Here is a 12,888-nt window from a genome sequence, read left to right on the forward strand (position 1 = left end):
AATGGCAAAGCCGAGTCCCGATGAGCTCGTCTTCGTTCCGCTTGGCGGCGTGGGCGAAATCGGCATGAACATGGGCGCCTACGGCTTCGGGCCGGAGCGCAGCCGCAAGTGGATCGTCGTTGATTGCGGCGTGACCTTCGCCGGCCCGGAAGAGCCCGGTGTCGAGCTGATCCTGCCCGATCCCGCCTTCCTCGAGGAGAACGCCGACGACATCCTGGCGCTGATCCTCACCCACAGTCACGAAGACCACTACGGTGCAGTGCTCGACCTGTGGCCGGCCTTCGACCGGCCGGTCTACGCCACCGCCTTCACGGCCGCGATGCTGAGCGCCAAGAAGGAATCGGAGGGCATCGTCGAGGACGTCGAGGTCAAGCCGATGCAGGTCGGTAAGCCGTTCACGGTTGGCCCCTTCACCATCGAGGCGATCAACGTCGCCCACTCGATCCCGGAAAGCTGCGCGCTGTTGATCACCACGCCGATCGGCCGCGTCGTCCATACCGGCGACTGGAAGCTCGATCCGCATCCGGTCGGCGCGCCGCCGACCGATGTGGGCCGTTTCGCGCAGATCGGCGCCGACCGCTCGACGCCGATCGCGCTGATCTGCGATTCGACGAACGCCATGAAGGACGGCACCAGCCCGTCCGAGGACGAAGTCGCTGCAACGCTCGCTGCGCTCATCGCCGAGTCAACGCACCGCGTCGCCGTCACCACCTTCGCCTCCAACGTCGGCCGCGTGATCTCGGTCGCCCGCGCCGCGCAGAAGGCCGGCCGCAAGGTGGTGATGTCGGGCAGGGCGCTGCACCGCATCAGCGGCATTGCCCGCGAACTCGGCATGCTGGAGGGGATCGACCCGTTCCTCGACCAGAACGAATACAAGACCCTGCCGCGCGCCAAGGTCGTGCTGCTCTGCACCGGCAGCCAGGGCGAAGCCCGCGCCGCCATCGCCCGCATCGCCCGCGAGGAGCATCCCGAGATCTCGCTCAACGCTGGCGACCGAGTGATCTTCTCGTCCTGGGCTATCCCGGGCAACGAGCGCGAAGTCATCGACATCCAGAACATGCTGATCGACCGCGGCATCGACGTGATCACCCAGACGCACGGCCTGGTGCACACCACCGGCCACCCGCGCCGCGAAGAGCTGAAGCGGCTCTACGACCTGATCAAGCCCGACGTGCTGGTGCCAGTGCACGGCGAAGCCGCTCACCTCGAGGCGCATGCACTGCTCGGCCGCCAGCATGGCATCGATACCGTCGTCCACGCCCGCAATGGCGATATGGTCCGGCTGTTCCCCAACACCACCCAGTTCCCCGGCGAGGTCCGCGTCGGCCAGCTCTATCTCGATGGCAACGTGCTCTGCACGCCCGAGGAGAGCGGCGTGAAGGGCCGCCGCCGCCTCAGCTTCGGCGGCCATATCGTGGTCAGCCTCTGCGTCAATGCCAGCGGCCAGGTGCTTGCCGGCCCCGAACTGGTCATCGAAGGTTTGCCGGATGTGGAAGATGACGACGAGTCATTGCCGCAACTGGTGCGTCGTGCCGTCACCGGTACGCTCAAGTCGATACCGCCCAAGCGCCGCAATGACCCCGAGCTGGTCAACACGGCGCTGCAGCGGGCGGTGCGCAGTGAAGTTTCGTCCTACTGGGGCCGCAAACCCAACGTAACGATCTTCGTACACCGCGTCTGAGCTCGCCATGCAAGTCGGCACATTCCTCGCGATCTTCTTTGTCACCTGGTGGATCTGCCTGTTCCTGGTGCTGCCGTTCAAGGTGCGCAACCAGGTCGATGCGGGCGAATGGGTGCAGGGCACCGAACGCGGCGCCCCGGCGGGCATCCTGCGCCTCTGGCCAAAGCTGCTGATCACGACGATCCTCGCCATCGTGGTCACGGGCCTGCTGCTCTGGGCGCTGACCACCCCTTGGCTGATCGAGTACTGGCGGTAGCGAGCCGAACGTCGCCATAGCCTCGGTAGGCGCAACCTAGCTCCCGCCAGCCCGCTTCTTCGCCTTGGGCAACGCGTGCGCGTGAGCCATCTCCAGCGCCGCCTGCAACTCCCCCTCGCTGAGCTTCGCCAGCACTGCCGTCGTCCAGCCCTGCCGGCCCCAGCCATTGTCGATCGGGATCAGGGCTTCAGGCGCCAGCATGGCCTTGAACTCCTGCTCGTCGGGCGTGAGCTTGAGGTTGGCGGTCAGGCCATCGGCGGCGAGGGTGGCGTAGATGCGGGCGACCTTGAACGCCGCGCGATCGAAGTGCGGTGCCTCGGTGGTGCCGGCCAGCGATAATGCAATTGCCCTGAAGTCAGAAGAACTTGTCATCGATTCTTCATCCCGGAATGAAAAAAGCAGGGCCTAAGCCCTGCTTTGAGAAGTTTTTCGACAATACGTTGGTCTTAGGCACACGGTTAGATGGCAGCCAACGCTCCTCCCTTGACGTTGTCGACGTCCGGCAACTTGTGGTTGCCTGTGTTCTTATGACGCGGGACCCTAACAACTGAATCTGGGGCTGCCAAGTGGATTCTGCATGGCAGCCATGGCAATTTTACATAGTATTCAAGTCATGATTTGGGGGCGCTCAGCGACTGCGCAAAAGTGCCGCACGACCAAGCGTTTGCCTAAGTTTCGCGCGCTTTTGCGGGCTCCACTTTGTCCCGCTTTGCGCTATAGGGTTCCTCCAACCGAATCCGGCGTACCCGAGGACCGTTCATGCGTTTGAGCCGCTACTTCCTGCCCCTCCTGAAGGAGACGCCGAAAGAGGCCGAGATCGTCTCGCATCAGCTGATGCTGCGCGCCGGCATGATCAAGCAGCAGGCGGCAGGCAGCTATTCGTGGCTGCCGCTGGGCTTCAAGGTGCTCAACAAGATCGTCAGGATCATCGAAGAAGAGCAGAACCGCTCTGGTGCCATCCAGTTGCTAATGCCGACTATCCAGTCCGCGGACCTCTGGAAGGAAAGCGGCCGCTACGACGCGTATGGCAAGGAGATGCTGCGCATCGAGGATCGGCACGAGCGCGACATGCTGTTCGGGCCGACCAACGAGGAGGTGATCACCGACATCTTCCGGACGTACGTGAAGTCCTACAAGGACCTGCCGCTGAACCTCTACCACATCCAGTGGAAGTTCCGCGACGAGGTACGGCCGCGCTTCGGCACCATGCGCTCGCGCGAGTTCCTGATGAAGGACGCCTATTCGTTCGACCTCGATGAGGCCAGCGCGACGCAGGCATTCTACCGCATGTTTGTGGCCTATCTCCGCACCTTCCACCGCATGGGGCTGGTGGGTGTGCCGATGCGCGCCGATACCGGCCCGATCGGCGGTGACCTGAGCTACGAGTTCCACGTCCTCGCCGAGACCGGCGAGAGCGCGGTATTCCTCGACAAGCGCCTGGTGGACAAGCCGATTCCGCCCATCGACATCGATTTCCGCAGCGACCTGACGCCGATCTTCAAGGATTGGACGTCGCTATTTGCCGCCACCGACGAGATGACCGACGAGACCCAGTTCAAGGCTGCCGTCGACGCGGAGCACCAGCTCGCCGCCCGCGGCATCGAAGTCGGCCACATCTTCTACTTCGGCACCAGATACTCGAAGCCGATGAAGGCGACCGTCACCAGCCAGGAAGGGCAGGCGGTCGAGGTCCAGATGGGCAGCTACGGCATCGGCCCGACCCGGCTGGTGCCCGCCATCATCGAGGCGTCGCACGACGATGCCGGCATCGTCTGGCCGGTGAGCGTGGCGCCGTTCGAGGCAGTGGTGATCAACCTCAAGGTCGGCGACGCCGACAGCGATCGCGCGGCCGAGCGCCTCTACGAAGACCTCAAGCTCGAGGGTATCGACGCGCTCTACGATGACCGCGACCAGGGCGCCGGGGGCAAGTTCGCCGCGGCCGACCTGATCGGCATCCCGTACCAGCTGATCGTCGGCCCGCGCGGCCTCAAGGACGGCCAGGTCGAGATCAAGCACCGCAAGTCCGGTGAGCGCGAGACGCTGTCCATCGAAGAGGCGGTCGGCCGGCTCAAGAAGCTGATCGTGCCGCAGCGGCGGGACAACGTTTGACCGACGCCCCGCCCATCGCGGCGAAGGGACCGGGACCGTTCTCGCGTTTCGAGTTCCTGGTGGCGGGCCGCTATCTGCGGGCCCGCCGCAAGGAACGCTTCGTTTCAGTGATCGCGGTGCTGACACTGCTTGGCGTCGTGCTTGGCGTCGCCACGCTGATCGTCGTGATGTCGGTGATGAACGGCTTTCGCACCGAGCTCCTGGGCAAGATCCTGGGCCTCAACGGCCACTTCGTGGTGCAGTCGGTCGCCGGGCCGATGGCCGACTATGACGACGCCGTGGTGCGTCTCGAAGGCGTCGACGGGGTGCGCTACGCCATTCCTTATGTCGAGGGGCAGGCGCTCGCGTCGGGCGTCTCCAGCGCCACGGGCGTCGTGGTGCGCGGCATCAGCGAGGCATCGCTGAACAAGCTCGATCTGCTGCGTGATGGAGCAGCGCTCGGTGGCTGGGACCAGTGGGACGCCAGCCAAGGCGCCGCTATCGGCCAGCGGTTGGCGGAGCGGCTGGGACTGGCGCTCGGCGACCAGATCACCATCATCAATCCCAACGGCACTCCGACCCCGTTCGGCATGACACCGGCCGAACGCACGCTGCCGGTCAACGTCATCTTCAACATCGGCATGCCCGAATATGACGGCTTCTACGTCTACCTGCCGATGCAGGAGGCGCAGGCCTATTTCCGGCTGTACGAGGACCAGTTGAAGCCCGGCGTCGCCATGCCCGGCGTGATGGCAACCGACGAGGAGATTGATGCCGCTTACGAGCGCGTCTACCAGGCCAGCGGCGTCGAGGTGTTCGTCACCGACCCCGACAACATCGCCGGCATGCGTTCAAAGCTGCAGGCAGCGCTCGAGCCCGGCTTCGACATCGCCGACTGGCAACAGCGCAACGCCACGTTCTTTTCGGCGCTGCAGGTCGAACGGGTGGTGATGCTCGTCATCCTGTCGCTGATCATCCTCGTCGCCGCCTTCAACATCATCGCTAGCCTCGTCATGCTGGTGAAGGACAAGGGACCGGACATCGCCGTCCTCCGCACCATGGGCGCAACCCGCGGCTCGATCCTTCGTATCTTCTCGATGACCGGCTTCGCCATCGGCCTGTCCGGAACGCTGCTTGGGCTGATCCTCGGGCTGGTATTCGCCTTCAACGTCGAGGCCATCCGCTCGGCGGTCTCCAACTTCTTCAACATTTCGATCTTCCCGCCCGAACTGTTCCTGATGTCGAGCCTGCCATCGCGGGTGGATGTGCATGAGGTGGCACTCGTGGTGCTGCTGTCGCTCGGCCTTACCTTCCTCGCCACCCTCTACCCGGCATGGCGCGCCGCGCGTCTCGACCCGATCGAGGGTCTCAACCAATGACCGACAAAGTCGCCGATCCGGGCCCGTTCTCGCGGTTCGAGTTCCTGGTGGCCGGCCGCTACCTGCGGGCCCGCCGGCGCGACCGCTTCGTCTCGGTGATCGCCGGGCTAACCCTCACCGGCATCGCGCTCGGCGTCGCGGCACTGATCGTTGTCACCTCGGTGATGAATGGCTTCAACGCCGAGATCGTCTCCAAGCTGCTCGGGCTCAACGGGCATTTCTCCGCCTATCCGATCGAAGCGCGCTTCACCGACTACGACGAGTCCGCTATCCAGATTCAGAACGTCGACGGCGTGGTCGCGGCGATCCCTTATGTCGAGGGGCAGGCACTTGCCTCCGGCGCCAAGGCCGATTCCACGGGCGTCATCGTCCGCGGCGTGTCACTGGCCTCGATCGAGAAGCTGAAGCTGCTGCACGACGGCGCCCTGCTCGGTCACTGGGATGGCTGGGACGAGGGGAACGGCGTCGCCATCGGCCGCCGGCTCGCCGAGAAGCTGAAGGTCAATATCGGGGATACGGTGACGCTGCTCAGTCCCGATGCGCAGGGTGCGCAGGGCGGTAACCGGCCGAAGACGCGCTCGTTCCCGGTGCAGGTGATCTTCGACCTCGGGATGACCGAGTTCGACAGCTTCTACCTCTACATGCCGCTGCGTCCCGCGCAGGACTACCTCGACATGTTCGACCGGGTGCTGAGGCCCAACGCTTCGGTTCCGGCGCTCGACGCCACCGAGGAGGACCGGGAGGCGGCCTACGATCGGATCTACCGTGCCACCGCCATCGAAGTGTTCATCGACAACCCAAGCGCGCTCGATGCTATGCGCCTGAAGATCGGCCAGCAGATCGAGCGGCCGCTGATCCTGTCGGATTGGGAGCAGCAGCACCAGAATTTCTTCGACGCGCTGCAGACGCAGGGCAGCGTCATGTTCATCATCCTGTCGATGATCATCGTGGTGGCCGCCTTCAACATCATCTCCAGCCTCATCATGCTGGTGAAGGACAAGGGCACCGATATCGCGGTGCTGCGCACCATGGGCGCGACGCGCGGCTCGATCATGCGGATCTTCGGCATCGCCGGGGTGGCGATCGGCGTCGGCGGCACCTTGCTCGGCATGGCGCTCGGGCTGCTCATCGCGGCGAACGCAGAGTCGATCCGGGCATTCCTCTCCAGCGTGCTCGGCTTCACCATCTTCCCGCCCGAGGTGTTCTTCCTCTCCTCGCTGCCCAGCCGCACCAACCCCTCGGAAGTCGCGGCCATCGTCGCGGTGGCGATGGGCTTGTCTTTCCTCGCCACGCTCTATCCGGCCTGGCGTGCCGCCCAATACGATCCCGTCGAGGCCCTGCGCTATGAGTGACGTCCATCTCAAACTCGCGAAGGTGCACCGTCACTATGGTGAGGGCGAAACGCTGGTCCGCGTGCTGGAAGCGGCCGATCTCGAGGTGAAGGGCGGCGAGCTCGTCGCCATCGTCGCGCCGTCGGGCGCCGGCAAGTCGACGCTGTTGCACATCTCAGGACTGCTCGAACGCCCGCAGGGTGGCGACGTGGAGATCACCGGCATCTCGACCAGCAAGCTCAACGAGCGCGGCCGCACGCTGCTCCGTCGCGACACCATCGGCTACGTGTACCAATTCCATCATCTGCTGCCCGAATTCTCCGCAATCGAGAACGTCGCAATGCCGCAACTTATCGCCGGGCGCGACCGCGCCGCGGCCGAGAAGCGCGCGATGGAACTACTCGAAATCCTCGGCATCGCCCCCCGCGCCCAGCACCGCCCGGCCGAGCTCTCGGGCGGCGAACAGCAGCGCGTCGCCATCGCCCGCGCGGCGGCAAACCACCCCCGCATCATCCTCGCCGACGAGCCGACTGGCAACCTCGACCCCTCGACCAGCGATGTGGTGTTCGATGCCCTGGCGGCGCTGATCCGCGAGGAGGGCGCTGCCGCGCTGATCGCCACCCACAACCACGAACTGGCGCGGCGCGCCAACCGGATCGTGACGCTGCGTGGCGGGCTGATCGAGCCGATCACCCTCTAGGCTTCTGGCTGAACCTCGTCCGCGTCGGACTCGCTGGCGCGGCGCATCCGCTCGCGGTCCAGCAGGGTGTTCACCCGGGTTCTCAGGCCGCGGATCTGCCGGGCCTGCCGCTCCGTGGTGTCCCTGAGCTGGCGGATGCGGGTCTCCGCCGCTTCCTGATGGTTCACGTCCCATTCGCGCACCCGCCGGATCACCACCTTGGTCTCCGGCGGCGGATCGAGCAGCGTCTCCCAGTCGGTGCCGAGAGAGGCGACGAGCTTGTCCGCCGCCAGCGCAGCCGAAGCGCGTTCGCCCGGCTGATCGGAGCCCATCAGCTTCAGGATCCGGATGAGTTTCTTGCGGGTGCGACCATCTATCGCCATGGCTGAAGGGGTAACCGCATCGCTACGCGAAATCCAGCCGTCTACTGCTTCTCGGCCATCAGCGCGGTCACCTCGGCGAAGGTGATGGCGTCATCGAGGTAAGTCGCAGTCCCAGGACCCAGCAGTTCGCGAGATGCATCCCGCAACCCGGTCAGCGCGGCGCGGGCGAATGAACTGCCGGTGCTGACCCGTCGGACACCGGCGGCGGCCAGGTCCGCGATGGAGTAGGGCGTGTTCCTGGCTCCCAGCACGACATTCACGGGCTTGGTCACCGAAGCGCAGACGGTGCGAATGGCCTCGAGGTCAGGCAGGCCGGGCGCGAACAACACGTCGGCGCCCGCCTTCTCATAGGCCTGCAGGCGGCGGATGGTGTCGTCGAGGTCATTGCGACCATGGAGGAAGTTCTCGGCCCGGCCGACGAAGGTGAATGGGAAGGGCAGGGAGTGGGCAGCCTCTGCTGCCGCCGCCACACGTTCGAGCGACAGGTTGAAATCGTAGATCGGCGCATCGGCGTTTCCGGTGGCATCCTCGATCGAGCCCCCGACCAGGCCGACTTCAGCGGCCAGCCGGATGGTCTCGGCGACGTGCTCGGGTGCATCGCCGTAGCCATTCTCGAGGTCGGCGCTGACCGGCAAATCCACGGCGGCGACGATATCGGCGGCGTTCCGCAGCGCCTCATCGCGACTGACGCTACCTTCGCCGTCACGGCGACCGAGCGCAAATGCCAAACCCGCACTGGTCGTCGCCAGCGCCTGGAACCCGAAACCGGCCAACAGCCGGGCGCTGCCGGCGTCCCAGGGGTTCGGCATGATGAACAGCGGGCCCTGGTGAAGTGCCTGGAAACGCTCGGCTTTCTGCTGCTGGTTCAACGCTCGTTCTCCTCGGTGCCCGGTCGATCCCCGACTCACGCGTTAACCATGTATTCATGGCTAAGCCGATGTCGCTAGACAAGAACAAATTGAGAACATACAAGAACGGAACAGAAACTTTGGAGGTTCCGATGCTCTCTTTCGTCAAGGATCTGCTGGCTTTCGTCACCATCTGCGGCTTCTCGGTCGCCTCGCTCACCTGGATGGATATCGCTGCCCGACTCGTGTGAGTGACTTGTGGATTGACGTCCTCGTGTGTGGCCGTGGTGCCGCCACGGGGTTAGGAACGACGAATGGCTGGCCCCGGCTTCATTCACCTGCACGTACATTCGGCTTACTCGCTCCTCGAGGGGGCGCTGCCGCTGTCGAAACTGCTCGACCTCGCCAAGGCCGACAAGCAGCCGGCGCTCGGCATCGCCGACACCAACAACCTGTTCGGAGCGCTCGAGTTCTCCGAAAAGGCGGCGGGCAAGGGCATCCAGCCGCTGATCGGCGTGGAACTGGCAATCGACTTCTCCGAGATGGAGGACAGCCAGGACCGTATGCAGGAGCGCGGCCACGACCGTGGTCGCTACGGCAAGGGCGGGCTGGTGCTGCTCGCCGCCACCGACACCGGGTTCGCCAACCTCTCTTCGCTCGTCAGCCGGGCGCACCTCGAAGGCGAGAATGGCCGCGCCGCAGCCAAGCTCGCCTGGATGGAGCGTCACGCGCTCGAAGGCATCATCTGCCTTAGCGGCGGTCCAGAAGGGGCGATCGACCCCTGGTTCGGTAACAATCTGGATACGATTGCGCAGGCCCGGCTCGACCGGCTCCGCGAGCTGTTCGGCGATCGCTTCTATATCGAGTTGCAGCGCCACGGACGGCCGCAGGAGACGCTGAACGAAGCCAAGCTGATCGACTACGCCTATGCCCGCGGCGTGCCGCTGGTGGCGACCAACGAACCATTCTACCCCGGCCCGGTGGATCACGAGGCGCATGACGCGCTGTTGGCCATCGCCGGTGGTACGGTGGTGGCGCAGACCGAGCGGCGGAAGCTCTCCGACCAGCACTATTTCAAGACCCGCGAGGAGATGCAGAAACTCTTCGCCGACCTGCCCGAAGCGCTCGACAACACCATCGAGATCGCGCAACGCATCGGTTACCGGCCGAAGAAGCGCGATCCGGTGCTGCCGAAGTTCGCCGCCGCCTCCGACCTTACCGACGCCGAGGCCATCGCCGCCGAGGCGAATGCCCTCGCCGAGATGGCGCGCACTGGGCTCGACGAGCGGCTGAAGACAGTCGGCGTCGCCCCGGGCAAGACCGAAACCGAATACCGCGAACGGCTCGAGTTCGAGCTCGATATCATCCAGAAGATGAAGTACCCGGGCTACTTCCTCATCGTCGCCGACTTCATCCGCTGGGCCAAGGCGCAGGACATCCCCGTCGGCCCGGGCCGTGGTTCAGGCGCCGGCTCGCTGGTTGCGTACGCGACCACCATCACCGACCTCGATCCGCTGCGCTACAACCTGCTGTTCGAGCGCTTCCTCAACCCCGAACGCGTGTCGATGCCGGACTTCGACATCGACTTCTGCCAGGACCGCCGCGAAGAGGTGATCCGCTACGTGCAGAAGAAATACGGCGAGGCGCAGGTCGCGCAGATCATCACCTTCGGTACGCTCCAGGCCCGCGCCGTGCTGCGCGACGTCGGCCGCGTGCTGCAGATGCCGTACGGCCAGGTGGACCGGATCGCCAAGCTCGTGCCGGCCAATCCGGCAGACCCGTGGACGCTCGAGCGCTCGCTGAAGGAAGTGCCGCAGCTCAAGATGATGGCCGACGAGGACGAGCAGGTTGGCGAGTTGCTGGCCATCGGCCAGAAGCTCGAGGGCCTCTACCGCCACGCCTCGACCCACGCTGCCGGCATCGTCATCGGCGACCGGCCGCTGCAGGAACTGGCGCCGCTCTACCGCGATCCGCGCTCGGACATGCCGGTCAGCCAGTACAACATGAAGTGGTCGGAATCGGCCGGGCTGGTGAAGTTCGACTTCCTCGGCCTGAAGACGCTGACCACCATCAAGCGCGCCGTCGACATGATCAATCGGCACGGCGACGGCAAGTTCCGCATCGAAGACATCCCGATCGACGACGAGAAGACCTACAAGCTCTATGCCATAGGCGACACCGCAGGCGTGTTCCAGGTGGAAGGCGCCGGCATGCGCCGGGCGCTGGTCGACATGAAGCCCGACCATTTCGAGGACATCATCGCGCTCGTGGCGCTCTACCGGCCGGGTCCGATGGAGAACATCCCGCTATTCAACGACCGCAAGCACGGTCGCGAGGATGTGGAGTATCCGCACCAGGCGCTGAGCACGGTGCTCGACGAAACCTATGGCATCATCGTCTACCAGGAACAGGTGATGCAGATCGCGCAGATCCTCAGCGGCTACTCGCTTGGCGAAGCCGACATGCTGCGCCGCGCCATGGGCAAAAAGATCAAGGCCGAGATGGACGCGCAGCGCGCCCGCTTCCAGGAAGGCTGTATCCGCTACGGCCTGAAGAAGGGCCTCGCCGACACCATCTTCGACCTGCTCGCCAAGTTCGCCAACTACGGCTTCAACAAGTCGCACGCCGCGACCTACGCGCTGGTCAGCTACCAGACCGCCTACCTCAAGGCGCATTACCCGCACGAGTTCTTCGCGGCGACCATGACGCTCGACATGGGCAACACCGACAAGCTCAACGAATTCCGGCAGGACGCCAAAAAGCACGGCATCGAAATCGTGCCGCCCTGCGTCAACCGCTCGGACGACGTGTTCAACACCCACGACGGCAAGGTGTTCTATGCCATCGGCGCGGTGAAGGGCGTGGGGCAGGCGGTCGCCGAGCACATCATGGCGGCACGCGGCGACCAGCCGTTCAGCGACCTCGGCGACTTCGCCGCCCGGGTCGATGCACGCATCATCAACCGGCGCACGCTGGAAGCGCTGGTCAACGCCGGCGCCTTCGACCAGCTGGTGCCCCGCCGCGAGCAGGCCTTCGCCGCCATCGACTCGATCGTCGCCACGGCGCAGCGCACCAATGCCAACGCCGCCGACGGCATCATGGACATGTTCGCCGCTGATCGACCGGAGCCCATCGCGCTCAGTCAATCGGTAACGAACTGGCTACCGGCCGAGCGGCTGGCGCGCGAACACGGCGCCATCGGCTTCCACCTTTCAGGCCATCCACTCGACCAATACGCGGAGCTGTTCGATCGGCTGCGCGTCCAGCCCTATGCCGATTTCGAACGGGCGGTGAAGGAAGCCGACGCGCGGGCAGGGCGCCTCGCCGGCACGATCGCCACCCGTAACGACCGGCGTACCAAAAAGGGCACGCCGATGGCCATTCTCAGCCTCTCCGACGCCAGCGGCGGCTACGAGGTGATCTCATTCTCCGAGCAGATCGCCCAGTTCTCCAACATCCTGCAGCCCGGCAAATCCGTGGTGTTGACGGTCGAGGCCGACGAACGCCCCGACGGCATCAGTCTCAGGTTGATCAACGCCGAGCCGATCGAGGGCCTGGCCGAAAAGATCGGCCGCCGCCTCACGGTGTTCGCCGGCTCGGAGAAATGCCTCGCTCCGATCCGTTCGCAGCTGAAGCCCGGCGGTGAGGGGCAGGTCAGCTTCATCGTCATCCGCGATGCGGGGGCGAAGGAATACGAGATCGAACTCAAGGGCGGCTACCGCCTGAGCCCCGAGATCGCCGGGAGCATCAAGGCAATGGATGGCGTGGTGGACGTGCGGCTGAACTAGCACACGTCCCACTCCACCACAGGCCGGTGGTGAGTTGCTGATCGAGTTCCCAAGATACCCCCACCCCTGTCCCCTCCCCTCAAGGGGGAGGGAGACTCCAACCGCTTGCACCCAGCGTGAGGCTACGAAGACAGGCCGCGAGGGTCTCCCTCCCCCTTGAGGGGAGGGGACAGGGGTGGGGGGCTCTTCCCGCACCAGCCCATCACCACGCGCAGCCTAGGAGCCACAATGCCAGTGATCTCAATGCCCTCAGAGAATCCTGCACAATTCTATCCCCCCACTCCCCACCCGTGCGATTCTCCCACTCATCCGCTGCACCGAAGCGAGATCATGACGAGTGGTTGGTGCGGTGGAGACCGGGTGGGCTGCGGGTCGCTGCAGTTCAGGCGGAAACCATCACGGCAAGGACCGGTTCGCCGGTCAAGCCGCTATCACGCGAGGGTTGCTCGATGCGG

Annotated in this window: 10 protein-coding genes; 7 read left to right on the forward strand and 3 right to left on the reverse strand. The window is 65.0% G+C overall.

Translation table 11 applies throughout. From position 1 onward, the window contains the following. Nucleotide 1 precedes the first annotated feature (1 nt). Nucleotides 2–1,681: a ribonuclease J gene (locus AC1DYL_RS20905; protein ID WP_477149427.1), complete on the forward strand. Its 1,680-nt coding sequence runs from the start codon at nucleotides 2–4 to the stop codon at nucleotides 1,679–1,681. A gap of 7 nt (nucleotides 1,682–1,688) precedes the next feature. Continuing rightward, nucleotides 1,689–1,937 carry a DUF1467 family protein gene (locus tag AC1DYL_RS20910; protein WP_477149426.1) on the forward strand — a complete coding sequence of 83 codons (249 nt, stop codon included), beginning with the start codon at nucleotides 1,689–1,691 and terminating at the stop codon, nucleotides 1,935–1,937. A 36-nt stretch (nucleotides 1,938–1,973) separates the two neighbouring features. On the opposite strand, the gene AC1DYL_RS20915 is transcribed toward AC1DYL_RS20910, so the two are convergent. Next, on the reverse strand, nucleotides 1,974–2,309 hold the full coding sequence (locus AC1DYL_RS20915; protein ID WP_477149425.1) for an MmcQ/YjbR family DNA-binding protein: 336 nt from the start codon (nucleotides 2,307–2,309) through the stop codon (nucleotides 1,974–1,976). A 387-nt stretch (nucleotides 2,310–2,696) separates the two neighbouring features. Between AC1DYL_RS20915 and proS the strand changes: the two genes are divergently transcribed. The 4 genes from proS to AC1DYL_RS20935 are packed head-to-tail and all read left to right on the forward strand — an operon-like array spanning nucleotide 2,697 to nucleotide 7,435. Continuing rightward, the gene (proS, locus tag AC1DYL_RS20920) at nucleotides 2,697–4,046 is read left to right on the forward strand and encodes a proline--tRNA ligase (protein ID WP_477149424.1); all 1,350 of its coding nucleotides are present in this window, start codon (nucleotides 2,697–2,699) and stop codon (nucleotides 4,044–4,046) included. Then, nucleotides 4,043–5,404: an ABC transporter permease gene (locus AC1DYL_RS20925; RefSeq protein ID WP_477174628.1), complete on the forward strand. Its 1,362-nt coding sequence runs from the start codon at nucleotides 4,043–4,045 to the stop codon at nucleotides 5,402–5,404. Before proS ends, AC1DYL_RS20925 begins: the two co-directional genes overlap by 4 nt. After that, nucleotides 5,401–6,756: an ABC transporter permease gene (locus tag AC1DYL_RS20930; protein ID WP_477174629.1), complete on the forward strand. Its 1,356-nt coding sequence runs from the start codon at nucleotides 5,401–5,403 to the stop codon at nucleotides 6,754–6,756. The genes AC1DYL_RS20925 and AC1DYL_RS20930 overlap by 4 nt, the downstream gene beginning before the upstream one ends. Further along, a complete protein-coding gene (locus AC1DYL_RS20935; RefSeq protein WP_477149421.1) occupies nucleotides 6,749–7,435 on the forward strand; it encodes an ABC transporter ATP-binding protein in 687 nt (228 codons plus the stop codon). Before AC1DYL_RS20930 ends, AC1DYL_RS20935 begins: the two co-directional genes overlap by 8 nt. Here the strand turns inward: AC1DYL_RS20935 and AC1DYL_RS20940 are convergent. Then, on the reverse strand, nucleotides 7,432–7,797 hold the full coding sequence (locus AC1DYL_RS20940) for a hypothetical protein (RefSeq protein WP_477174630.1): 366 nt from the start codon (nucleotides 7,795–7,797) through the stop codon (nucleotides 7,432–7,434). The two genes, AC1DYL_RS20935 and AC1DYL_RS20940, sit on opposite strands and share 4 nt — an antisense overlap. A 41-nt stretch (nucleotides 7,798–7,838) precedes the next feature. Further along, nucleotides 7,839–8,666, reverse strand: a complete 828-nt coding sequence (locus tag AC1DYL_RS20945) for an isocitrate lyase/PEP mutase family protein (protein WP_477174631.1) — start codon at nucleotides 8,664–8,666, stop codon at nucleotides 7,839–7,841. Nucleotides 8,667–8,959: 293 nt separating this feature from the next. Between AC1DYL_RS20945 and dnaE the strand changes: the two genes are divergently transcribed. Beyond that, entirely contained in the window at nucleotides 8,960–12,433 is a 3,474-nt protein-coding gene (dnaE, locus tag AC1DYL_RS20950; protein ID WP_477174632.1) for a DNA polymerase III subunit alpha, read from the forward strand. Nucleotides 12,434–12,888: the final 455 nt, after the last annotated feature.

This window comes from Devosia sp. P1_H9, assembly GCF_056405135.1.

Excerpts from the sequence above, each read along its gene's own strand:
- AC1DYL_RS20910 (WP_477149426.1), top strand. The coding sequence starts at position 1,689 with ATGCAAGTCGGCACATTCCTCGCGATCTTCTTTGTCACCTGGTGGATC.
- AC1DYL_RS20915 (WP_477149425.1), bottom strand. The coding sequence starts at position 2,309 with ATGACAAGTTCTTCTGACTTCAGGGCAATTGCATTATCGCTGGCCGGC.
- AC1DYL_RS20935 (WP_477149421.1), top strand. The coding sequence starts at position 6,749 with ATGAGTGACGTCCATCTCAAACTCGCGAAGGTGCACCGTCACTATGGT.
- AC1DYL_RS20930 (WP_477174629.1), top strand. The coding sequence starts at position 5,401 with ATGACCGACAAAGTCGCCGATCCGGGCCCGTTCTCGCGGTTCGAGTTC.
- proS (WP_477149424.1), top strand. The coding sequence starts at position 2,697 with ATGCGTTTGAGCCGCTACTTCCTGCCCCTCCTGAAGGAGACGCCGAAA.
- AC1DYL_RS20905 (WP_477149427.1), top strand. The coding sequence starts at position 2 with ATGGCAAAGCCGAGTCCCGATGAGCTCGTCTTCGTTCCGCTTGGCGGC.
- dnaE (WP_477174632.1), top strand. The coding sequence starts at position 8,960 with ATGGCTGGCCCCGGCTTCATTCACCTGCACGTACATTCGGCTTACTCG.
- AC1DYL_RS20940 (WP_477174630.1), bottom strand. The coding sequence starts at position 7,797 with ATGGCGATAGATGGTCGCACCCGCAAGAAACTCATCCGGATCCTGAAG.